Source organism: Myxococcus llanfairpwllgwyngyllgogerychwyrndrobwllllantysiliogogogochensis (assembly GCF_006636215.1).
Taxonomy (GTDB): Bacteria; Myxococcota; Myxococcia; order Myxococcales; family Myxococcaceae; genus Myxococcus; species Myxococcus llanfairpwllgwyngyllgogerychwyrndrobwllllantysiliogogogochensis.
Window position 1 is genome coordinate 39003 of the sequence record NZ_VIFM01000018.1, and the last position, 21081, is coordinate 60083.

19 protein-coding genes are annotated in these 21081 nt (G+C 70.0%); 15 read left to right on the forward strand and 4 right to left on the reverse strand.

From position 1 onward, the window contains the following. Positions 1 to 50 precede the first annotated feature (50 nt). The 5 genes from FJV41_RS06825 to FJV41_RS06845 all read left to right on the forward strand — a co-directional run bounded on the left by FJV41_RS06825 (position 51) and on the right by FJV41_RS06845 (position 3885). Positions 51 to 995 (forward strand): LysR family transcriptional regulator, encoded by a 945-nt coding sequence (locus tag FJV41_RS06825; protein WP_141641597.1) that lies wholly within the window; start codon positions 51 to 53, stop codon positions 993 to 995. Between the two features lie 51 nt (positions 996 to 1046). Beyond that, positions 1047 to 1835: an endonuclease/exonuclease/phosphatase family protein gene (locus FJV41_RS06830; protein ID WP_141641598.1), complete on the forward strand. Its 789-nt coding sequence runs from the start codon at positions 1047 to 1049 to the stop codon at positions 1833 to 1835. A gap of 63 nt (positions 1836 to 1898) precedes the next feature. Next, positions 1899 to 2420, forward strand: coding sequence for a hypothetical protein (locus FJV41_RS06835; protein WP_141641599.1), 522 nt, complete (start codon positions 1899 to 1901; stop codon positions 2418 to 2420). Between the two features lie 22 nt (positions 2421 to 2442). Further along, positions 2443 to 3240: a helix-turn-helix transcriptional regulator gene (locus FJV41_RS06840; protein ID WP_141641600.1), complete on the forward strand. Its 798-nt coding sequence runs from the start codon at positions 2443 to 2445 to the stop codon at positions 3238 to 3240. A 108-nt stretch (positions 3241 to 3348) separates the two neighbouring features. After that, entirely contained in the window at positions 3349 to 3885 is a 537-nt protein-coding gene (locus tag FJV41_RS06845) for a TfoX/Sxy family protein (protein ID WP_141641601.1), read from the forward strand. Here the strand turns inward: FJV41_RS06845 and FJV41_RS06850 are convergent. Then, positions 3872 to 5515, reverse strand: a complete 1644-nt coding sequence (locus tag FJV41_RS06850; RefSeq protein ID WP_141641602.1) for an AMP-binding protein — start codon at positions 5513 to 5515, stop codon at positions 3872 to 3874. The two genes, FJV41_RS06845 and FJV41_RS06850, sit on opposite strands and share 14 nt — an antisense overlap. Before the next feature lie 304 nt (positions 5516 to 5819). Between FJV41_RS06850 and epsC the strand changes: the two genes are divergently transcribed. Both epsC and cysK read left to right on the forward strand, forming a co-directional pair. Continuing rightward, positions 5820 to 6665, forward strand: a complete 846-nt coding sequence (gene epsC, locus FJV41_RS06855) for a serine O-acetyltransferase EpsC (RefSeq protein ID WP_141641603.1) — start codon at positions 5820 to 5822, stop codon at positions 6663 to 6665. A gap of 50 nt (positions 6666 to 6715) precedes the next feature. Then, positions 6716 to 7639 (forward strand): cysteine synthase A, encoded by a 924-nt coding sequence (cysK, locus tag FJV41_RS06860; RefSeq protein ID WP_141641604.1) that lies wholly within the window; start codon positions 6716 to 6718, stop codon positions 7637 to 7639. A gap of 6 nt (positions 7640 to 7645) precedes the next feature. On the opposite strand, the gene FJV41_RS06865 is transcribed toward cysK, so the two are convergent. Continuing rightward, positions 7646 to 8782 carry an aminotransferase class V-fold PLP-dependent enzyme gene (locus FJV41_RS06865; RefSeq protein WP_141641605.1) on the reverse strand — a complete coding sequence of 379 codons (1137 nt, stop codon included), beginning with the start codon at positions 8780 to 8782 and terminating at the stop codon, positions 7646 to 7648. Between the two features lie 148 nt (positions 8783 to 8930). On the opposite strand from FJV41_RS06865, the gene FJV41_RS06870 reads away from it, so the two are divergent. The 4 genes from FJV41_RS06870 to FJV41_RS06885 all read left to right on the forward strand — a co-directional run bounded on the left by FJV41_RS06870 (position 8931) and on the right by FJV41_RS06885 (position 13256). Further along, a complete protein-coding gene (locus tag FJV41_RS06870; protein ID WP_141641606.1) occupies positions 8931 to 10391 on the forward strand; it encodes a c-type cytochrome in 1461 nt (486 codons plus the stop codon). A gap of 209 nt (positions 10392 to 10600) precedes the next feature. Next, a complete protein-coding gene (locus FJV41_RS06875) occupies positions 10601 to 11887 on the forward strand; it encodes a LamB/YcsF family protein (protein ID WP_141641607.1) in 1287 nt (428 codons plus the stop codon). Continuing rightward, entirely contained in the window at positions 11884 to 12774 is an 891-nt protein-coding gene (locus FJV41_RS06880) for a 5-oxoprolinase subunit C family protein (protein ID WP_246137052.1), read from the forward strand. The genes FJV41_RS06875 and FJV41_RS06880 overlap by 4 nt, the downstream gene beginning before the upstream one ends. Before the next feature lie 5 nt (positions 12775 to 12779). Continuing rightward, a complete protein-coding gene (locus FJV41_RS06885; RefSeq protein WP_141641608.1) occupies positions 12780 to 13256 on the forward strand; it encodes a GNAT family N-acetyltransferase in 477 nt (158 codons plus the stop codon). Positions 13257 to 13259: 3 nt separating this feature from the next. On the opposite strand, the gene FJV41_RS06890 is transcribed toward FJV41_RS06885, so the two are convergent. Beyond that, complete coding sequence (locus FJV41_RS06890; protein WP_141641609.1) at positions 13260 to 14486, reverse strand: sensor histidine kinase; 1227 nt, start codon at positions 14484 to 14486, stop codon at positions 13260 to 13262. A 623-nt stretch (positions 14487 to 15109) separates the two neighbouring features. Here FJV41_RS06890 and FJV41_RS06895 point away from each other — a divergent pair. Genes FJV41_RS06895 through FJV41_RS06910 form a run of 4 tightly spaced genes read left to right on the forward strand, consistent with a single transcriptional unit; the run spans position 15110 to position 19924 of the window. Beyond that, complete coding sequence (locus tag FJV41_RS06895) at positions 15110 to 15688, forward strand: RNA polymerase sigma factor (protein ID WP_141641610.1); 579 nt, start codon at positions 15110 to 15112, stop codon at positions 15686 to 15688. Continuing rightward, entirely contained in the window at positions 15685 to 16419 is a 735-nt protein-coding gene (locus tag FJV41_RS06900; RefSeq protein WP_246137053.1) for a hypothetical protein, read from the forward strand. Before FJV41_RS06895 ends, FJV41_RS06900 begins: the two co-directional genes overlap by 4 nt. A gap of 50 nt (positions 16420 to 16469) precedes the next feature. After that, entirely contained in the window at positions 16470 to 17009 is a 540-nt protein-coding gene (locus FJV41_RS06905; RefSeq protein ID WP_174462819.1) for a hypothetical protein, read from the forward strand. Between the two features lie 11 nt (positions 17010 to 17020). Further along, complete coding sequence (locus FJV41_RS06910) at positions 17021 to 19924, forward strand: CHAT domain-containing protein (RefSeq protein ID WP_246137054.1); 2904 nt, start codon at positions 17021 to 17023, stop codon at positions 19922 to 19924. 5 nt (positions 19925 to 19929) lie between these two features. Here FJV41_RS06910 and FJV41_RS06915 read toward each other — a convergent pair whose 3' ends face one another. Further along, positions 19930 to 21009, reverse strand: coding sequence for a hypothetical protein (locus tag FJV41_RS06915; protein WP_141641614.1), 1080 nt, complete (start codon positions 21007 to 21009; stop codon positions 19930 to 19932). Positions 21010 to 21081 lie beyond the last annotated feature (72 nt).

Here is a 21081-nt window from a genome sequence, read left to right on the forward strand (position 1 = left end):
CTCCCCATGCGGAAATCGCAACTTCCGCATAGACTTCATGCGGAATCCGCATGACCCACGAACAGCTCCAGGCATTCCTCCGCGTGGCCCAGGAAGGCCGCCTCTCCAGGGCCGCCAAACGGTTGGGGCTGTCCCAGTCCGGGCTGTCCCGCCAGCTCCAGTCGCTGGAGGCGGCGCTGGGCACTCGCCTGCTCGTCCGCACGCCCGGGGGCGCCGTGCTGACGGACGCGGGAGAGCGGTTCCTGCCCCACGCACGGCGCGCGCTCGATGCCCTGGCGGCGGGTACCTCCGAGCTGGAGCGGCTGTCGAACACCCCTCGCGGGCCGGTGTCGCTCGGCACGCTGCACACCGTGGGAGCGTACCTGCTGCCGGACATCATCCCGGCCTTCGCGCAGCGGTTTCCGGACGTGCGTCCCCGGCTCAGCGAGGCCATGGCGTCGACGCTGGAGGAAGGCGTGGCCCGTGGCGCGCTGGACCTGGCCATCCTGTCGCTGCCCGTGCGACGGGCGGACCTGGTGTCGCAGAAGCTGTGGGAGGAAGTGCTGATGCTGGCGGTGCCGCGCGGACACCGACTCACGAAGAGCAGCCGGCCGGTGACGCTCGGAGACGTGGTGGAAGAGACGTGGGTGGTCATCCCCAGCATGAGCGGCACGCGCGCGCTGGAGGCGGAGTGCGAGGCGCGCGGGGTGACACCGAAGGTCGCGATGGAGACGGACAACGCGGAGGCGATGCGGCGCATGGTGGAGCGCGGACTGGGCATCGCGCTGGTGCCAGAGCTGATGGCCAGGGACCACGCGGCGCGCGGCTTCGACGTGGTGCCGCTGGCGAAGAGCGGCCTGAAGCGACAGGTGGCGCTGGTCCACCGGGGCGAGGGCTACCTCACGGCGGCGGCGCGCGAGCTCAAGTCCTTCATCGTGGAGAGCGTGCGCGCGATGCCGGAGCCCTGGGGAGCGGGCAGGCGTGGAGGAGCGCCCTCGGGGCAGCGGGTGCGGTAGCCTGTCGCGCGTGGGCGGATGACGGGAGCCCACGGGTGAGAGGGCTGTCGCATGTCGCTGAAGGTGATGACGTTCAACGTGTTGCAGGGAGGCGAGGAGCGGTTCGACGACATCGCCACCTTCCTCTCCCGGGCCTCACCGGACGTGCTGGTGCTCCAGGAGTGCCTGGGCTGGGAAGACGGCGGGCGCCTGCGTCGGGTGGCCGAGGCACTGGACGTGCCGCAGGACGACGCGCACGTGGTGCTGGGTCAGTCCCGCTCGCGCCCCAGTGGGCGCAGCTACCACGTCGCGGTGGTGAGCCGCCCTCCCCTGCGCTCGCTGCGCATCCACAATGACCGCCACTTCCTGGGCCACTGCATCGTCGAGTGCGAGCTGGAGGCCAACGGACCGGTGACGCTGTTCGGCACGCACTTCGACGCGCACCACGAGAGGCTCCGCTACGTGGAGGCGCGCTACCTGCGCTCGCTCATCGACCCGGCGAAGTTCCGGGACGGGCAGTACCTGCTCGCCGGAGACCTCAACTCGCTGTCGCGCAGGGACCCGTACCCGGTGGACCTGGAGGACAGGCTGCGTCGCGCGGGGACGGACAAGTACGGACACCCGCCGCGCTTCGACGTCATCGACGACGTGGAGGACTTCGGCTGGGTGGACACGCTGCCGACGCGGGCCGGGTCCACGAAGTGGGTGACGGCGCGGCGCAACCGGGGTGGCGTCACCATCGACTACCGCACCGACTACGTCTTCGCGTCACCGCGCATGGTGGAGCGACTGGTGTCCGCGGAGGTCATCGACGTGGGCGACACGTCCGACCACAACCCGTTGGTGGCCACGTTCCGCTGACACGCGGTCGTCCGCGCAAGATCCTGATAGCGCCAGCCCCGGGAGGACTCCGATGGTATGTCCATGCGAACCACCCTCCTCAGCCTGCTGCTCGCCCTGACCGCATGCGCCCATGCGCCGCCTTCCGTCCCCGTGGAGACGATTCCCGCCCGCCCCGAGGACGTGGCCTCCATCGATGGGGTGATGAAGGCCTTCTACGAAGTGGTGAACCTCGCCCCCGACGCACCCCGGCAGTGGGCACGCGACAGGACGCTCTACAGCCCATGGATTCACTTCGTGTCGATTGGCCAGAAGGTCTCCATCTGGGACCACCAGGGCTTCGTGGAGGCCACGGAGCCACTCGTCCGCGCCGGGTTTCGCGAATGGGAAATCAATCGCGTCACGCGCCGGTACGGCAACATCGCGCATGTGGCTTCGACCTACGAGACGCGGACGGGCCCCGGAGAAGGCTCGCTCTCGCGGGGCGTCAATTACCTCCAGCTCTACTTCGACGGCGCGCGCTGGTGGGTGACGAGCGTGGTGTGGCAGTCGGAAGACGCGGCGCATCCCATTCCACCGGAATTGCTTCCCGCCTCGAGTCCTTGAGCATGACCGCGCGGGCGAGAGAATGAGCTGGGACCTCCCCAGTCCGATGCGCCCGCTCGTCGAGGGAAACGAACTCTTCGTGGGCGAGTGGACGTGTCCCGGAGCGCGCCAGGCTCGGACGCTGGAGCAGGCGCACTACGTCGAGCTGGACCTGCTGCGCGCGGGGATGCATGTGCGGACCCTCGGTCGGCAACGGAGCGTGGTGGACCCGACGACCGCCGCGCTGCAGGTTCCGGGTGACGAGTACTGGATGGCCTCGACCGGGGAGCAGCCACAGCGCAGCACACTGCTGCTCCTGCGTGGCGCGCTGGCGGAGGAGCTGGGCCCGCACGTTCGAGCCCAGGTCCTCCAGGTCTCCGCGGAGGTGGCACGCCTGCACTTCAAGCTCTTGCGGGACACGGACCCGCTGGCGCGAGAGGAAGTCGCGCTGGCCCTGGTCCATCGCTTCGTTCGGGACGCCGTGCCCGAGCGGACGCGAGCAGCCTCCGTCACGCCCGCGTGGCGTCAACTCACGGAGGAGTTGCAACACCAGGTGGCCACGCGCTTCGCGGAGCGGCTGACGCTGGAGGCGCTCGCTTCAAAGGTCCACGCATCCCCCTTCCACGCCAGTCGCGTCTTTCACGCGGTGACAGGGGAGACGCTGCATCGACACCTCACCCGCGTGAGGCTGCGCGCCGCGCTGTTCGAGTTGGAGGAGGCATCAGGCCGCCTCACGGACGTCGCGCTCGGAGTGGGCTTCTCCTCGCACAGTCACTTCACCAGCGCGTTCCGGCAGGAGTTCGGGTGCACGCCCTCGGCGCTTGCACGCGGGCGCGGCTGAGCGCGCGTCACCTCCGCTACGCTCCCCCTTTCGATGCCCTACGACAAGACGCGCGGGGATGTTATCCCTCCAGCGTTTCATCGGGACGTGGTGCGAAGGAGGAGCAGCGTGGCTCGGACGGACAGCTTCGTGGAGTACGTGGTGGAGTTGCTGGAGAAGCTCGGACCGGTCCAGGCTCGGCGGATGTTCGGCGGGTGGGGCCTGTACTTCGGAGGGCGGATGTTCGGCCTCATTGGAGACGGACAGCTCTTCCTGAAGGTCGACGATGTCACCAGGCCCGACTTCCAGGCCGCCGGCTGCCGCCCCTTCATCTTCGAGGGCGGCGGGAAGACGGTGGCGCTGGGCTACTGGACGCCGCCCGCCGACGCGAGCGATGACGCCTATGAGCTGCTGCCCTGGGCTCGCCGTGCCGTCGACGCGGCGGCGAGGGCCGCGCTGAAGAAGGCTCCGAAGAAGAAGCCCGCCGCGGCAGCGAAGAAGGCCCCTGCCGAGAAGAAAGCGCCAAAGAAACAGGCCCCCGCGAAGAAGACCCCGGCCCCAAGCAAGCCGAAGCCGAAGTCCCTCTCGACGAGGTCGACGCCCCCGAAAAAGCCCGCCGTCGCCAAGAAGACCGCGCGCAAGAGCCCCCGCCTCAAGCGGTCTTGATGGACGAGGCCGACTCCAGGCCCAGCTCGGCCACGGAGACCTCCCGCATCCGGAACTTCTGCACCTTGCCCGTCACCGTCATCGGGAACGCGTCCACCAGCTTCCAGAAGCGCGGCACCTTGAACGTGGCGATGCGGCCCGTGCAGTGCTTCCTCAGCTCCTCGGGCGTGAGCGTCACGCCCGGCTTCGGCTTCACCCAGGCCATCACCTCCTCGCCGTACTTCGCGCTCGGCACACCGATGACCTGCGCCTCGCTCACGCCCGGGTGCGTGTGCAGGAACTCCTCCACCTCGCGCGGAGAAATGTTCTCCCCGCCCCGGATGATGAGGTCCTTGATGCGCCCGACAATCCGCACGTAGCCATCCACGTCCATCGTCGCCAGGTCGCCGGTGTGCATCCACCCCGCCGCGTCCACCGCCTTCGCCGTGGCCTCCTCGTTCGCCCAGTACCCCAGCATGACGCTGTAGCCCCGCGTGCACAGCTCTCCCGCCGCCCCGCGAGGCACCACCGCCCCCGTCTCCGCGTTGATGACCTTCACCTCCAGGTGCGGATGCACGCGCCCCACCGTGGACACCCGCTTGTCGAACGGGTCATCCAGCGAGCTCTGCGTGGACACCGGAGACGTCTCCGTCATCCCGTAGCAGATGGTCACCTCGCGCATGTTCATCCGCGATTGCACCTGCTTCATCACCTCCACCGGACACGGTGAGCCCGCCATGACGCCGGTGCGCAGCGTCGTCAAATCGAACTCACCGAAGCGCGGGTGGTCCAGCTCCGCGATGAACATCGTCGGCACGCCGTACAGCGACGTGCAGCGTTCCAGTTGCACCGCCTGGAGCACCGCCAGCGGGTCGAACGCCTCGCCCGGAATCACCATCGTCGAGCCATGCGACGTGCAGGCCAGGTTCCCAATCACCATTCCGAAGCAGTGATAGAAGGGCACGGGGATGCACACCCTGTCCTCCGGCCCGTAGCGCAGCGCCTCGCCGATGAAGTACCCGTTGTTCAGCACGTTGTGGTGCGACAGCGTGGCGCCCTTGGGGAAGCCCGTCGTCCCGGACGTGTACTGGATGTTGATGGGGTCGTCGAACTGGAGCGACGCCTCGCGGTCCTCCAGCGTGTGCTCGCTCACGTGCTTCGCGTTGGAGAGCAACAGTTGCCAGTCGTCGTCCAGCACCAGCGCCACGCGGAGCTGAGGACAGCGGGGGCGGACCTCCTCCAGCATCGCCCGGTAGTCCGTCTGGCGGAAACCCCGCGCCAACAGCAGCACGCTGGTGCCCGACTGGTTGAGCGAGTACTCCAGCTCCGCCGTGCGATAGGCCGGGTTGAGGTTCACCAGGATGGCGCCAATGCGCGCCGCCGCGTACTGCGTCACCACCCACTCGAAACGATTGGGAGACCAGAGGCCCACGCGGTCCCCCTTCTCCACGCCCATCGCCAGCAGGCCCTTCGCCACCTGCGTGGTGGTTTCCCACAACTCGCGGTACGTGGCCCGATACCCCTGCGAGACGACGACCAGCGCCTCGCGGTCCCCATGGCGCTCCACCGTTCTTCGCAGGTTCTGCCCGAGGGTCTCACCGAGGAGCGGCGTGGCACTGGTGCCATGGACATACGAGGGAGCCTGGCTCATGCACCCATCGTCACGCCGTCAAGAAGGTCGAGCAAGCGCCCCTGGGGCGAGTCCGCTGTGGAGCGCCCGCCCGACAAGCGGTCCTAAACCCGGGCGACCCGGTGGATGCTGTTCCCTTCAGGCCCCCCGTTGGGTCACCGGAGGCCACTCCCCGCGCCCTCGGGCCCCCCCCGGCCGGCGCCAGCCAGGGCAGCCCCTGGGCATCCCCCGCTGTCCACTTGTCCCACACTCACCCGAACTTCCGAGCCATCCAGGGATTCAGGTGGTGCGGCCCCACCACGCACCGCATTAAATGGAGGGGTTCATGGATGATTCCAACGCCAGGCTGGTCGCGGCACTGCTGGAAGCCCGACAGCGCCACTGCTTCCCCCCGGACGTGCGCCGGGCGGCCCCCGAGTTCGTCGCACAGGTCCTCGGGCTGCTGTTCCCTCACTTCGCGGAGCGCCTGGAGTGTACCGCCGCCGCTGTCCGCCGGGACGTCACCACCGTGGAGGCCAGCCTCCACCGGCTGCGCGAGACGCTCGCGCCCCTCTACCCGGACATCAACGCCAGCATCCCCGCGCGCTTCATGGAACGGCTGCCGGAGCTCTACGACTGGCTCCGTCAGGACTCGCAGGCCATCTTCGACGCGGACCCCGCCGCCCGCTCCGTGGACGAGGTCATCCTCACGTACCCGGGCTTCCAGGCCATCGCCATCTTCCGCGTGGCCAATGCGCTGCACATGCTCGGCTTACCGCTCCTGCCACGGCTGCTCACCGAGTTCGCCCACCAGCGCACCGGCGTGGACATCCACCCCGGCGCCACCATTGGCCGGCGGTTCGTCATCGACCACGGCACCGGCGTCGTCATCGGTGAGACGACGCTCATCGGCGACAACGTGAAGCTCTACCAGGGCGTCACGCTGGGCGCCCTCATGGTGGAGAAGGCCCTGGCGGACAAGAAGCGCCACCCCACGATTGAGGACGACGTGGTGGTGTACGCCAACGCCACCATCCTCGGAGGGGAGACGGTGGTGGGCCACGGCAGCATCATCGCCGGCAACGCGTGGCTCACGCAGAGCATCCCTCCGGGTTCCGTCGTCACCCGACGCAGCGAGATTCGTCCCCGTGGAGCCGACGGCGTGCTGGACGCCATCGAGTTCCACATTTGATGACGCCTTTGCGAAGCACCTACCCCGCGCAGCCCCCGACGAGGCCCGACATGAAGGTCAACAACATCCTCGAGACCATCGGCAACACGCCGCACGTACGCATCAACCGGCTGTTCCCGTCGCGCGTCACGGTCCATATGAAGCTGGAGCGCGCCAATCCGGGCGGCAGCATCAAGGACCGCATCGCCCTCTCCATGATTGAGGACGCGGAGAAGCGCGGCATCCTCAAGAAGAACAGCGTCATCATCGAGCCCACCAGCGGCAACACCGGCATCGGTCTGGCCATGGTCGCCGCGGTGAAGGGCTACAAGCTGGTGCTCGTCATGCCGGAGTCGATGAGCGTCGAGCGCCGCCGCCTGATGGCCGCCTATGGCGCGACGTTCGAGCTCACCCCGCGCGCCCAGGGAATGAAGGGCGCCATCGCCCGCGCCAACGAACTGCTCTCCCAGGTGCCCGACTCGTGGATGCCCCAGCAGTTCGAGAACGAGGCCAACATCGAGGTGCACAAGCGCACCACCGCCCAGGAAATCCTCAAGGACTTCCCGGACGGGTTGGACTACCTGATTACCGGCGTGGGCACCGGCGGCCACATCACCGGCTGCGCCGAGGTGCTCAAGCAGCACTGGCCCAAGCTGAAGGTCCTCGCGGTGGAGCCCACCAAGTCGCCCGTCATCAGCGGCGGCCAGCCCGGCCCCCACCCCATCCAGGGCATCGGAGCGGGCTTCATCCCGAAGAACCTCCACACCGAGGTGCTGGACGGCACGGTGCAGGTCACCGAGGAAGACGCCTTCGAGTTCACCCGCCGCTCCGCGCGCGAGGAGGGCATCTTCGTGGGCGTCTCCTCCGGCGCCGCGCTGTCCGCGGTGAACCAGAAGCTGGGTGAGATGTCGGACGGCAGCCGCGTGCTGTGCTTCTGCTACGACACCGGCGAGCGCTACCTGTCCATCGACACGCTCTTCTCGCCCCAGGGCTGAGCGCCGTCAGCCGCCGTATCCCCGCACCAATTCCACCAGCCGGTCCATCTCCTCCGGCAGGTTGTAGAAGTGCGGGGACAGGCGGATGCGCCCCCGGCGCACGGAGTGGGCGACGTGGTGCTCGGACAGATATGCCCCGAGCGCCCGCGCCTGCGCCCCGGGCGGCAGGAAGGTGAGGATGCCCGCGCGATGCTCCGGCGCGGGCCCCACCTCGCAGCCCAGCGCGAGCAGGCCCTTCTCCAGGGATGCGAGCAGCTCCCGGATGCGAACCTCGATGTTCTCCACGCCCACCTCCTGCAACAGCTCCAGCGCGGCGCCCAGCGCATAGAGGCCCGGGTATGCGGCGCTGCCCTCCTCGAACTTGCCCGCGTCGGCGCGCAGCTCGAAGTGGGTGCGGTTGAAGTTCCACGCGTCGGTGGTGCTGCGCCAGCCCACCAGCACCGGACGCAGCCGGGGCAGCACCTCCTTCGCCACGTACAACAGGCCAATGCCGGAGATGCCGAGCATCCACTTGTGACTGTCCGCGCTCAGGAAGTGGATGCGACACTTCTTCACGTCCACCGGCACACAGCCGACGCTCTGGATGCCGTCCACGCAGAAGAGGACGCCCGCGCGCTCGCACACCCGGCCCACCGCCTCCAGGTCCGTTCGGTGCCCCGTGGCGAACTGCACGGAGGACACCGCCACCAGCCGCGTGCGCGGCGTCAGGGCCTGCTCCACCGCTTCGGGGGTGACACCTCCGGAGGGCACCTGGATTTCGCGCACCGCGACGCCTCGGTCCTTCAGGTGCAGCCACGGGTAGACGTTGGAGGGGTACTCCAGCGACGTGGCCACGGCCACCTCGTCCCCCGGCTTCCAGTCCAGGCCCTCCGCCACCAGACCCAGGCCGTGGCTGGTGTTGCGCACGAAGGCCACCTCGCCGGGCTCGGCATGGAGCAGGCGCGCCGCCAACGCGCGGATGCGCTCGCAGTGGGCCTCCCAGCCTCGCTCGTGGCGGATGCCATGGTAGACGAGGTCGTCCATCCACTCGCGCACGGCCTCGGCGGCGCGCAGGCTGGTGGGCGCGACTCCGGCATGGTTGAAGTAGAGCTGCTCTTGCAGCACCGGGAAGAGGGCGCGGTAGGACTCGAGGGAGCGCGTCATGCGTCCGAGTCTAGCCACCCGCCTCCCAGTCAGGCGGACGACGTGCGCGGGGAGGCGTGCCCGCGTTCACCCGCCATCAGGGGCCCCCTCCCCTGACGGTGAGCGGATGGGCTATACCTCCGGCCCTCATCAGCGGGGAGCGCAGTGCATGCGTCGCGAGGTTCGCGGTTCCGTGAGGAGCACGTTGCTGCTGGGCCTCCTGTTGGCGGGCTGTGCCGGCACCGTCAAGGCCCCCTATCCGCCCATTCGCGCGGACACCTCTCCAGCGGCGCTCGCGCGCGGGGCGGTCATCTTCCATGCGAGCTGCGAGGCGTGTCACCGGAGCGGTGACGCGGAGACGGCCTCCGGCGCGCCGCTGCACGAGCTGCCGTCGTACATGGGCGACTTCCACTCGTCCAACCTCACCGCGCACCCCACGGCGGGCATCGGCGCGGCGACGGACGAGGAGCTGGCGCGCGTCATCCGCTACGCGGTGAGTCGAGACGGACGGCTGATGGTGATGCCCAGCTATGGCATGGGGGACAAGGACCTGGCGGCGGTGCTGGGCTTCATGCGTTCGGGGCATCCGCTCTTCACGCCGGACGCGACTCCCGCGCCGCGCTCCGACTTCAGCTTCATTGGCGGACTGGGCTTCCGCGTCATCACCGGCAACGAGCCGGTGCAGCGGCCCGTCGTCGGCATCCCCGTGCCGCCCAAGGGCCCCACGCTGGAGTACGGCCGGTACATGGCCCAGGACGTCTACGACTGCGCCTCCTGTCACACGCCGGGCTTCAGTCCGGACAAGACGCAGGGCGATGACGTCTTCTCGGGAGGAATGTCCTTCAAGGACCCAGAGGGCCAGGAGGTCCACTCCAGCAACATCACCTTCCATGAGACGGGGCTCGCCCACTGGACGCGGGCGGACTTCATGCGCGCGGTGCGGGATGGGATTGCGCCGGATGGCTCCGCGCTGCGCTCGCCCATGCCCCGCTTTCGCGGCATGGATGAGGAGGAGGCCCAGGCCCTCTATGACTATCTGCGCTCGATGCCGCCTCGGAAGAACGCCGTGGACGGAGCACGGCCCCGACTCACCGCCACGACGCCCCGCCCGGAATGGGTAGCGCCAGTCTCGTTGACCGAAGACGTCCGTGAAGTGGAAGCGCCCGAGGAGGCCGCACCGACGGGCGAGGTCGCCCACGCGCCCGCTCCAACGAGCGGTCAAAGCGTCGCGACTCCGGCCGAGGCCACCTCGGCGCCAGCGAGCGTCGCGACCGCTGGAGCCACGGCGGCGCCGAGCAGCAGTGCCTCCGCATCGGCGCCACCGAAGGTCGCCACGCCCGCGCCGCGCAAGCCCCGAGTCGTGCCGGCCCGGGTGGATGCGCCCAAGCTCTTCACGCAACTGGGTTGCGCGGGCTGTCATGCGCCGGGGGCCCGCTACCATGACCGGATCGCGCGCGCCTCCCGACGAGGCGACGCGGAACTGGTGCGCTGGGTGCGCAACCCGGAGCAGTTCCAGCCGGGGACGACGATGCCCACCTACGCGGAGTTGCTCGACGTACCCACCGCGCTGGCGCTCGTCCGCTGGGTGAAATCCGGAGGCCCCGCGACCCTGCCTCCCGTCTCCCACTGACCCGCTGAAATTCGCGGGAAATGACCGGAGAAAGGGAGCCCCCACGTATCTGGGGTGGAAGTTCCTCGGGGTGTCCTTCGACACGCCGGGGCACGTGCCACCCCGGTGCCAACCGGCCCCTGCCCCGGGGTGGTGCGTGTAATCTTCCAAGCCTTCCGCCCCGTGGGGAGAAGGCTGCGTCCGGGACGCGGCTCGCATAGCGTGGACGCATGACGGAGTGCCTCCTCAACATCGACCTGGGTGAGCTGCCCGACGAGGACGCGCGGCTCTATGCGCTCGCCCAGGTGGCCAACATCGCCTGTGGTGGACACGCCGGAGACGACGCCTCCATGCGCCGAGCGCTGGAGCTGTGCGCGCGCCATGGCACCCGGGTGTGCGCGCATCCGTCCTACGAGGACCGCGAAGGCTTCGGACGGAGAGCGCTCGACGTGACACCGGACGTCCTGCGCGGACAGGTGGCGAGCCAGTGCGCGCGCCTCTCCAGGCTGGCGCAGGAGCAGCGGGTGCCTGTCGTCTACGCCAAGCTTCACGGCGCGCTGTACCACGCGGCCAACACCTCGCCCGTGCTGGCGCGCGCGGTGGTGGAGGGAATCGTCGAGGCGCTCGGCACGGGCGTCACCCTCATCGCTCCCGCCGAGGGCTCGCTGCGAGACGCGGCGAGGAACGCGGGGCTGGCCCATGCACGCGAGGGCTTCGCGGACCGGGGCACGCTTCCGGATGGCTCGCTGATTCCCCGGGGGCAACCGGGCGCGGTGCTCACCGAGGCTGCGAAGGTGCGGGAGAACACCGTGCGGCTGGCGACCCAGGACACCGTCGACACGGTGTGCGTGCATGGCGACACGCCCGGGGCGGTGGAGCTGGCCCGCGAGGTGCGCGCCACGCTGGACGCGCTGTCGCTCCACGTGGAGCCGCTGGGAGACGGCGCGCTGCGGCTGACGCTGCCCGACAGCCTGGAGCGGCGGGCGGCGCGCGAGGTGCTGCGGGCCCTGCCCGGTGTGGTGGACGCCGTCGTCACCGAGGAACACGCCTGCGTGTACTTCGACCCCTCCGCGCCTCCCGATGAACCCCGCCTGGCGCTGGCGCGACTGCTGCGCGAGACGGTGGCCCCACCGGAGCAGACGCTCATCACGTTGCGCGTGCGTTACGACGGGCCCGATTTGGAGAAGGTCGCCACGCGCGCGGGCCTGTCCGTGGACGAGGTGGCCCGGCTCCATGCGGCGCGCGAGTACTCGGTGCGTTGCGTGGGCTTCCTCCCGGGCTTCGCGTACCTGGGCGAGTTGGACCCCCGCATCGTCGTGCCGCGCCTTCCCACTCCGCGCATGCGCGTGCCGGCGCTCGCGGTGGGCATCGCGGGAGGACGCACGGGCGTGTATCCCTTCGCGTCACCGGGGGGCTGGAACCTGATTGGCACGGCGCTGGACTTCACGGCCTTCCACCCGGACCGGGGCGCGGTGTTGCAACTCGGTGACCGGGTGCGCTTCGAGCGGGTGGGATGATGGCGGGCTGGCTGGAAATCGTGGGGATGGGAGGGCCCGCCACGGTGCAGGACGGCGGGCGGCCGGGGCAGATGCACCATGGCGTCCCACCCGGTGGCGCGCTGGTGCCGGAGCTGCTGGCGCTGGCCAACCGCGCAGTGGGCAACGCCTGGGACGCGGCGGCGCTGGAGTGCCTGGGGTCCCTGGAGCTGCGCGCGCGAGGCAGGCCCTTGCGCGTCTCGGTGGATGGGAGAAGCGAACAGGTGGTGTCCGACGGGGAGAGCCTCCGCGTGCCCGCCCCGGAGCACGCCAGCATCCGCTACGTCGCGGTGGACGGTGGACTGGACGTGCAGGAGGTGCTGGGTGGGCGCGGCACGCTGCTGGTGGCGCGACTGGGTGGACACGAAGGGCGCGTGCTGCGCCCCGGGGATTCGCTTCCCGTGGGAGCGCCGCGAGGGCCCTCGGAGCAGGTGGACGCGGAAGGCATCTGGGATGACACGGCGCCCATCCGGCTGATGCTCGGACCGGACACGGAGAGCTTCGACGCGCTGATGGCGGCCTCGCTGCTGGGCAGCACCTTCACCGTGTCGAGCGCGAGCGACCGCGTGGGGATGCGCCTGCAGGGTCCCGCGCTGGCGCATGGCGATGAGGGCGCGAGCACGTCGCGGCCCATGGTGCGCGGCGCCATCCAGGTGACGCTGTCGGGTGAGCCCATCATCCTCGGGCCGGACCACCCCACCACGGGCGGCTATCCGCTCATCGCCACCGTCATCCGCGCGGACTGGGGTCGGCTCGGAGCACGGCGCCCCGGAGCCACCGTCGAGTTCCACGCCGTCAATCCAGACGAAGCACGCGAGGCCTGGCGACAGCACCTGCGGCGCTTTCGTGGCGGAGCCCGAGCAGGGTGAACCGCATGGAGCTGCGCACCGAACGGCTCGTCCTCCGGGACTTCCAGCGCGAAGACACCCCGAGCGTCTTCGCCTACCACTCCAAGCCCGCGTACCTGGAGCACTACCGCCAGCCGCCACCGACCCAGGAGGACGTACGCGCCTTCGTCGCCATGCTGTGTGGCTGGGCGCAAGAAGTCCCCCGGGCGAAGTACCAGCTCGCCATCACCCTGGACAGCCGCGTCATCGGCACCTGCGGCGTGCGCAAGCAAGCGCCCGAGGACACCTCCGCGGAATACGGCTGCGAGCTCGACCCGGCCTTCTGGGGTCACGGCTACGCACGCGAGGCGTCGAGGGCCCTGCTCGAGTTCGGCTTCCAATCGCTCGACCTGAAGAGGCTGTTCGCCCTCACCCAGCCCGGCAACCTCGGCGCCATCCGGCTCGCGGAGTCACTCGGCTTCCACCGCGTCACCGAAGGCCGCTACGAGCGCCTCTACCCCTGACGCTCAGCCCTCCATCGGCAGCGTGAAGGTGAAGGTCGTCCCCTGCCCGAGCTCGCTGCGCACGCGCACCGCGCCACCGTGCGCCTCGACGATGCCTCGGGTGATGGAGAGCCCCAGCCCCACGCCACTCCCCGGCACTCGCGTCGGCCGCTGGAGCCTGTCGAACAAGACGGGCAAGACCTCCGGCGCAATCCCCGCCCCCGTGTCCTCCACGCTCAGCTCGACCCAATCCGCATGGACCTCCGCCATGACGGTGATGCGCCCACCCGCGGGCGTGAAGCGGACGGCATTGCCCACCAGGTTGGAGAACACCTGATGGATGCGGTCCGGGTCACATCGCACGTCGACATCCCGCTCGGGCACGCGCAGCTCCAGCCCGATGCCCCGCTCCTGTGCCAGCGGCCCCAGCTCCGACGCCTGCTCCAACAGCCGCGAGAGCGCCAACGGCACGCGGCTCACCCGGAAGCCCCCGCCCTCGATGGCCGCGAAGTCGAGCAGGTCATGGATGAGCCGCTCCATCCGGAGCGCCGAGCGGTTGAGCGTGTCCAGATGATGCCGCGCGCGCCCGTTGAGCGGAGACAGCAGCGGCGCCAGCAGCGATGACGTCATGGCGATGACGCCCAGCGGATTGCGCAAGTCATGGGACACCATCGCCAGCAGCTCCCGGCGCAGGCGCGTCTCCGACTCGGCGGCCCGCCGCGCCGCGCGCTCCGCTTCGTACAGCCGCCCGTTCTCCACCGCGACGGCCGCGGAGTCCGCGAGCGACTGGAGGAGGGACACTTCCCGAATCCCCGGCACCCGGCGCTCCGCCCAGTACGCGCCAATGGCCCCCACGGGGTCCGCGCGACGCACCGGCACCATGACGAGGCTCTTCACGAACGTCGCGCGGTAGACGTCGTGAGGGATGCGGTCATCCGCGTAGATGTCCTCGATGACCACGGGCTCCCGGTTCAAGATGGCCCACCCGGAGATGCACGACTCGATGGGGAACCGATGCCCCTTCCATAAGGGGGCAATGGCCTCCTCATCCGCGTAGTGCACGAGGTTGCCTTCGCGCAGGACGAACGTGACCCCATCCGCGCCACTGAGCTGTCGTGCCGCCCGGCGCACCAGCGCCATGACGTCTTCCAGCGTCCTCAGGTGCGCCAGCTCCTGCACCACGTCCAGCAAGACCAGCGCGTCGTCGAATGTCAGCGCCTCCAGTGGCAGGCGCTCCTGAAACCTTCGCAAGGGACGGCCTCCTTGTGAGAAGGACTCAGCCAACACACCTGGGAAACAGGACGTTCATTCGCTCGTCGTGTCCGCCCGGAGAGCATCCTGGCGACCTGCCTCCTGTCGACCTCATCTAGATATAGGAACCCGCGACCCGCCCGGCCACGCCGCGCGCCCAGGGAGCACCCGACGTCACGGGCTTTGCCCACGCGTCGACATCCGCCCACCACCCGGGGTTTCCACCTGAATGGAAAATAGCACCCGCTCGCCCCTTCAGGTGGGAGGCGCCGGTGTGGGTGCGTGCCCCTCCCGAAGAATCAGCGCACGGGGGTGAGGGGAAAAAAGCGCGGGGGCCGTCCCGGAAGACAGGCGCGCACCAGGAACCGTCATGTCGACGGACTCGCGCCACCTCCGAGAGACGCCTTGCGAAAGACCGAGGACAACACGGGGCTGAGTTCGTGGCGAGGCCGCCCGGTCAACCCGCACGGGAAGAAGTCGCTCCCCGTGGCGCACGACAGCTCACGAGGCGTGTCCTTGCCGGAGTCGTCCGCCATCCCAGGAAGGCAGCGAGCCTTCGTTGCCAGCGAGATACCCATCGAACAGAGCGTCACACTTGCCGGGGGAGGGACCTTTCGATGACCATGAGCGCTTCCTGGAGGACCTTCCGCGTGGAGTCGCAACCAAGGCCAACCCTGGCCGCGAGTCCTCTGTCAGGTCACGAGTTGGAGAAGCTCCGCAGGGAGCTGACCCAGGCCGTCGCCCGCGTGTGTCCCCCGCGCCTGGCCAACCGCCGTGATGACCTGGTGCAGACGGCGATGATGCGCGTCATGGAGCTCCAGCGCCGCGAGCCCGACCGCTCCCGGCTCTCCCCCTCCTATCTGTACCGCGTCGCGTACACGGCGCTGGTGGACGAGCTGCGCAACGTGGATCGCCGCCGCGAGGTCCCCATCGAGGAGGTGGAGTCGCTGCCTCAGCAGCCGGTGGCGTCGGGAGACCCGGAGAAGTCCGCGAGCGCGTCGCAGATTGCCCGGGCGGTGCGCGACTGCCTGCGCCAGCTCGCACAGGACCGCAGGCTCGCGGTGACGCTGTACCTCCAGGGACACACCGTGCCGGAAGCAGGAGAGCTGATGGGCTGGGACGGCAAGCGGACCGAGAACCTCGTCTACCGCGGGCTGAGCGCGCTGCGCGTCTGCCTCTCCACGAAGGGATTCGAGCCGTGAGCGAGCATCGACGCGACGACGAAACGAAGCCCGACGAGGCCACCGTCGAGCGCCTGCGCGCCGCGGTGCGCGACGAGGAGCTGGCCGCGAGCGATGAACCGGTGGACGCCGACCTCGTGTGGCGCGCGGTGAGCGGGGAGCTGCCCGTGGAGGAGCGGAAGGCCGTCGTCGCTCGCGTGGCGGACGACCCCGCCTGGGCCGCCGCGTGGCGACTGGCCCTGGAGTTGACGCGCGCGGCCAGGGAGGCCGAGGCACCGGAGCGTCCCGAGGCGGCGGGCCCTCACGCGCGGAGGCCGGCCGACGAGGCTCGGGAACGGCGGCGGTTCCGCTTCGCCTGGAGCCGTCCCATGCTGGGCGCGGCGGCGACAGCGGCGCTGGCGCTGGTCGTGGTGGGGGTCGCGATGAGGGAGGACACCTTGTCTCCCAGGCTGCGCGGAGCAGACCCGTCGGGGCTGGTGTCCCAGGTGCCAGAGGACGCACCGCTGAAGCGGGAGGATTGTGTCTTGCGCTGGAGCGGAGGCCCCGCCGGCACGCGCTGGTCCGTGCGGTTGTCCACGGAGGACTTGAGCTGGGTGCACCGCGCGGACTCGCTGGAGCAGAGCGAGTACCGGGTTCCCGCCTCCGTCCTCGCGCCGTTGGAGTCGGGAACGAAGCTGCTGTGGCAGGTGGAAGCGCGGTTGCCGGACGGACAGGTGCTTCGCGGCATCACCTTCGTCAATCGGTTGGAGTGATGCATGGGGAGCGAAGTCAGGGGAGGAACGTCATGAAGGCAGGCATTCAAATGAAGACGCAACGATGGATGCAGGGGGGGCTGCTGGCGCTCGCGGTACTGGTGGGTGGACTGTCTGGACAAGCCGGGGCGCAGGTTCCTCCGGTGACCACATCGGTGGTGCGGTCCACGCCCATCGCGGGCGAGGCGCGCGACCAGGTGGTGGCCTCGGTGGTGGAGAACGGCGTGCGCACCAGCGTCAATCAACTGGTGACCCTCCAGCTCGTCAACAGCGTCACCGGCGTCGTGGTGGCGCAGACCCATGGCGTGCTGACCGAGACCACGCCCCTGAGACTGAGCTACCGCGCGCTGGTCGCCGACACATTGTACGCGCGGGCCATCGCCTATCAGAGCAGCACGCCGCGCCTGGTGGCCATCCTCACCGTGGAGCGCTGGTCTCCGGTGGCGCCATCCCCGTGGTCCGAGCCGTCCGTCTGCTACTGGGAGCTGGAGCAGATGGAGAAGGATGAGATGCCCGAGCCGGAGCGGCCGACGGTTCCGACAACGATGCAGGTGCTCAAATGCATCCCCGTAGTCCACTCAGCACACTGACATCCCCTGTTGTGACGTTCCGGAAGCGACGACCCGAGGGCTGTCACTGGAGCATCCTCGCCCTCGCGGCGGGGATGCTCCTCGTCGTGTGTCCGGGTGCTGCTTTCGCGAAGGGCGCGGACCGTCCCCCGCCCCCCACGCTCGTGGAGTGCCGGGAGCGATTCGAGGCCCATCCGGAGGAGCAGTCCTCCGCGATGTGCTTCTACCAGTGCGCGCAGGCCGCGCCCGCACGCGACACCGTCAGGCGCGAGCTGAAGGCCCTGATGGAGCGTCATCCCGACAACGGCTGGCTGGCCCTGGTGTCCGGACACGTGGAGTACCTGGCCGACAGGAAGGCCGCGGAGGCGCCCTACCACCGTGCCGCCTTGACCTTCCGTCGACTCAAGAACGCGGAGGGAGAGGTGCTGGCCGGCATCAACCTGCGCTCCATCCTCCTGACGATGGGGCGCGGCAGTGAGGCCCGGGAGTGGACACAACGCGTGGTCGAGGTGGCCCAGTCCTCCGGGCGGGCGGATCTCCACGCGCGCGCGCTCCTCGTCGAGGCCAGTCAACTCTACGAGGTGGATCAGGACCTGGGCCGGGCCTTTCGCGTCCTCAAGCGCGCCGAGCCGCTCACCTTTCCGGACGGCAGCCCAGGGCTGAAGGCCCAGTACCTGACCGTCATGACCGGCGTCAGCGAGCGGCTGGGCAGGCTGGAGGAAGCCACGGAGGCCAACCGCCGCCTGGCGGAGCACGCCCACGACACGCGAGGCCTCGCCCTGGAGGGGCAGGCGCGGTTCACGCTCGCCAACCTCGCACTGCGGCGGCTGGATAGGGACCGCGAGCCGGGCGGCAAGGTGCGGGTGCTGGCCCTCGCCCGCGAGGCGCTGGTCGCCGCGGAGAACACGGGGAGCAAGGAGCTGGTGAGTCGCGCGCTGCGCCTGGTCGTGGACGTGCTCGGCCCATCCCCGGAGGAGCAGCTCGAGGCCGAGGCGCTGCTGGAGCGTTGCATGGAGCTGGCGGAGGAGCTGGACTCCAACCAGCGGCGAATCGCCTGTCTCTGGACGCGCGCGGAGCGGCGGGCCGGCCAGGACCCCGCCGCCGCGCTCCGGGACTCCGACACTTCGCTGCGACTGGCCTACGCGCATGGCGAGCCGCAGTACCTGGCCCTGGCCCTTCGCGGCCGAGGCACGGTGGCCTACCGGACACAGCCCCTGCTGGAGGCACTGGTGCATGTCGAGCGGGCCCTGGACGCGGTGGAGGCCCTCCGCCAATCACAGACCGATGCCTCCAGCCAGGCGGAGCTGTTCTCGAACTGGGCACGCGACTACCACCGCCTCGCGGGCTGGACGCTGGAGGCGGGCGGCGCGACGGGAAATGCCGCTGTGTTGCCCGAGCGGGAGGCGCTGCGCAGGGCCTTCGGGGTGAGCGAGCGCCTGCGGGCGCGGACGCTGCTCGACGCCCTCATGGCTTCCCGTGCGTTGTCTCCGTCCAAGCCCACACCCGAGCGCCAGGAGGTGCAACGGCGACTGACGGCCGTGCAGCGACGACTCCTGGAGCCGAACCTCTCCGCCCCGGAGCGCGAGAAGACCCTGCGTGAGCTGCAGGCGCTGGAGCACAGCGAGCGCGACCTGCGTCCCGCGCCGCGACACGGCGCGACGGAGTTCGCATCACTGGAGGCCGTCGAGCAGGAACTGGCCGAGGACGAGGCCCTGCTGGCCTTCCTCGTGGGCGACGACAAGAACCTGTCCGACGTCTCGGGGGGCGGCGCGTGGGTGCTGGTGGTGACACGGGGCGGGGCGCGCGCGCACCGCATCCCCGAGCGCGCGCGGCTCGCGCAGGCCGTCACGCTGTTCTCCGGTCTGCTCGAGCGGCGCGACGGCTCAGAGGTCGGCGCGGCGGCGGCCCTCCACGCGCAACTGATTGGCCCGGCGCTCGCGGCGCTGCCTCCGGGCGTGCGCAAGCTGTTGCTGGTCCCGGATGGACCGCTGCATGACCTGCCCTTCGCCGCGTTGCGGGAGCGTCCGGGCGACGAGCCCCTGGTGGCGCGTTACGAGCTGGCCCTGGTGCCCTCCGCCAGCCTGTGGCGGCACTGGCGTCTGGAGTCCCCGCACGACCCCGGGGGAGAAGCCCTGGTGCTGGCGGACCCCGACCGCACCAAGTCTCCCCTGGATGGAGCCATCGCCGCGGCGACAGAGCGCGGCGGCGTCTTCGCGGAGGCGGCGCGGCTCGGAGCACTTCCCGAGGCCCGGCGCGAGGGGCATGCGGTAATGGAGGCGCTGCGCACCACCCAGGTGACACCCCACCTCCTGGTGGGCACCGAGGCCTCCGAGCGCGCCCTCAAGAACACCGACCTCGCGCGCGTGAAGGTGTTGCATCTGGCGGCCCATGCCGTCGTCGACGCGGAGGCTCCCGAGCGCTCCGCGCTGGTGCTCGCGCCGGGCTCCGACGAGGAGGACGGCATCCTCCAGCCCCGTGACATCGTCGACCTGCCCCTGAAGGGCGCGCTGGTGGTGCTCTCCGCCTGTCGGAGCGCCTCTGGAGCGGTGCTGGCCGGAGAAGGGGTGCTGAGCCTGGCGCGCGCCTTCTTCGAGGCCGGCTCGCGCGCGGTGGTGGCCAGCTTGTGGCCCCTGCAGGACGCGGAAGCCGCGGACCTGGTGGAGCGCTTCTACCGGCACCTGGCCACGGGGGCGAGCACGTCGGCGGCGCTGAGAGCCGCGCAGTTGGAGGCCATCGATGACGGGCTGCCCCCGGCCGCGTGGGCAGGACTGGTGGTGCTGGGAGATGCGTCGCTCGTGGTCACCTCGCCGCGCGAGGCCCCGGCCCGCTTCCCAGTCGGAGTGGGAAGCAAGGCGGTGCTCGTCATCGCGACGGCGCTCCTCATCGGCCTCGCGCTCGGGGCCCGCCATCGAACTCGCGGCGGGCCCCGTCCCTGACGGGCTCAGCAGCCGAACGGCGTCCCGTTGCCGCCCGCGCTGAAGGGCGTCCAGATGTAGTTCGGGTCCAGCCCCTCATACGACTGCGAGTTGCAGTACAGGTTCGTCTGCTGGAAGTTGATGAAGCAGCCGCCAGCCAGGCTCGACAGCCAGTTGGTGCGCGTCTTCCAGTCGCTGCACGTGGACACGTGGTGCTGGTGGACACCGTTGTTGTTGAGCGTGGTGGCGCGGCTGTGGGCCTTGAAGTCGTTGTTCACGTTCACGTAGGGGAAATACCAGACGTGCCCCTGGGGAATGGTCTTCTTGAAGAGAACGCCCCAGTCGCACCAGCTCTTCAGGCAGTTGCGCTTCTGGATGTCCCAGAAGACGCCGCCGTTGATGGCGCGCACGTAGGCGCCATACCCAATCATGTCCGTTGAAATCCACTCGGTGACCTCGTCGATGTCCCGGTGCCAGTCCTCGCAGCGGCCCGCGTTGTCGTGCATGGTGCCCTGCCCACCGGCCTTCAAGCCGCCGCACGTGCCCAGGGAGCGCGGTGCACCCGAGCCGAGGGCCGGCTCGGAGACGGACGGCGACGTGCTGCCCTGCTTCCAGTTGCCAGCGGCGACGACCACGTCGCTGTGGGCCTGGAGCGTGCGAGGCACCACCGTGCCCGTGGGAGACAGCGCGAGGTAGAGGGCCGCGGGGCTCGCGGCGGCGGACATCTGCGTCATCACCCGGTTGATGGACGTGGTGGACGTCTCGGGCCCACCCACGGCGACGGCGATGGACTCTTCGTCCACCTGGATGAACTCGACGGTGACGTCATCGGGGGCCCGGAGCGTGGTCAGCACCGGCGCGGTGACGGCGTCGCCCGCGGGGCTCTGCACGACGGCGAGCGTCAGCGGCGGCAGACCATCATCCGGGTATTCCGGCTCGGGCGGGTTCGTGACGGACGACGCACTGGCACTGTCCAGCGCGGGCGGTGACTCCTCCACGCTTGAGGTCGGGGAATCACAGCCGACGGAAAGAGACCACAGCAGACACAGGGGAGACAGACGCACGCCCCAGGACAGGGGGCGACGCGACACGAAGCGAGGGGACATCGAGGCTCCACCACGGGCGCCCGGTCGCCATCATGGCGAGCCAGCCAATCGCGCCAGTGCCTCCACCCAACG

What these genes read in the sequence shown, in the direction of transcription:
- FJV41_RS06825 (WP_141641597.1), top strand. Translation starts at nt 51, where the DNA reads ATGACCCACGAACAGCTCCAGGCATTCCTCCGCGTGGCCCAGGAAGGC.
- FJV41_RS06830 (WP_141641598.1), top strand. Translation starts at nt 1,047, where the DNA reads ATGTCGCTGAAGGTGATGACGTTCAACGTGTTGCAGGGAGGCGAGGAG.
- FJV41_RS06835 (WP_141641599.1), top strand. Translation starts at nt 1,899, where the DNA reads ATGCGAACCACCCTCCTCAGCCTGCTGCTCGCCCTGACCGCATGCGCC.
- FJV41_RS06840 (WP_141641600.1), top strand. Translation starts at nt 2,443, where the DNA reads ATGAGCTGGGACCTCCCCAGTCCGATGCGCCCGCTCGTCGAGGGAAAC.
- FJV41_RS06850 (WP_141641602.1), bottom strand. Translation starts at nt 5,515, where the DNA reads ATGAGCCAGGCTCCCTCGTATGTCCATGGCACCAGTGCCACGCCGCTC.
- epsC (WP_141641603.1), top strand. Translation starts at nt 5,820, where the DNA reads ATGGATGATTCCAACGCCAGGCTGGTCGCGGCACTGCTGGAAGCCCGA.
- cysK (WP_141641604.1), top strand. Translation starts at nt 6,716, where the DNA reads ATGAAGGTCAACAACATCCTCGAGACCATCGGCAACACGCCGCACGTA.
- FJV41_RS06865 (WP_141641605.1), bottom strand. Translation starts at nt 8,782, where the DNA reads ATGACGCGCTCCCTCGAGTCCTACCGCGCCCTCTTCCCGGTGCTGCAA.
- FJV41_RS06870 (WP_141641606.1), top strand. Translation starts at nt 8,931, where the DNA reads ATGCGTCGCGAGGTTCGCGGTTCCGTGAGGAGCACGTTGCTGCTGGGC.
- FJV41_RS06875 (WP_141641607.1), top strand. Translation starts at nt 10,601, where the DNA reads ATGACGGAGTGCCTCCTCAACATCGACCTGGGTGAGCTGCCCGACGAG.
- FJV41_RS06880 (WP_246137052.1), top strand. Translation starts at nt 11,884, where the DNA reads ATGATGGCGGGCTGGCTGGAAATCGTGGGGATGGGAGGGCCCGCCACG.
- FJV41_RS06885 (WP_141641608.1), top strand. Translation starts at nt 12,780, where the DNA reads ATGGAGCTGCGCACCGAACGGCTCGTCCTCCGGGACTTCCAGCGCGAA.
- FJV41_RS06895 (WP_141641610.1), top strand. Translation starts at nt 15,110, where the DNA reads ATGAGCGCTTCCTGGAGGACCTTCCGCGTGGAGTCGCAACCAAGGCCA.
- FJV41_RS06905 (WP_174462819.1), top strand. Translation starts at nt 16,470, where the DNA reads ATGAAGACGCAACGATGGATGCAGGGGGGGCTGCTGGCGCTCGCGGTA.
- FJV41_RS06915 (WP_141641614.1), bottom strand. Translation starts at nt 21,009, where the DNA reads ATGTCCCCTCGCTTCGTGTCGCGTCGCCCCCTGTCCTGGGGCGTGCGT.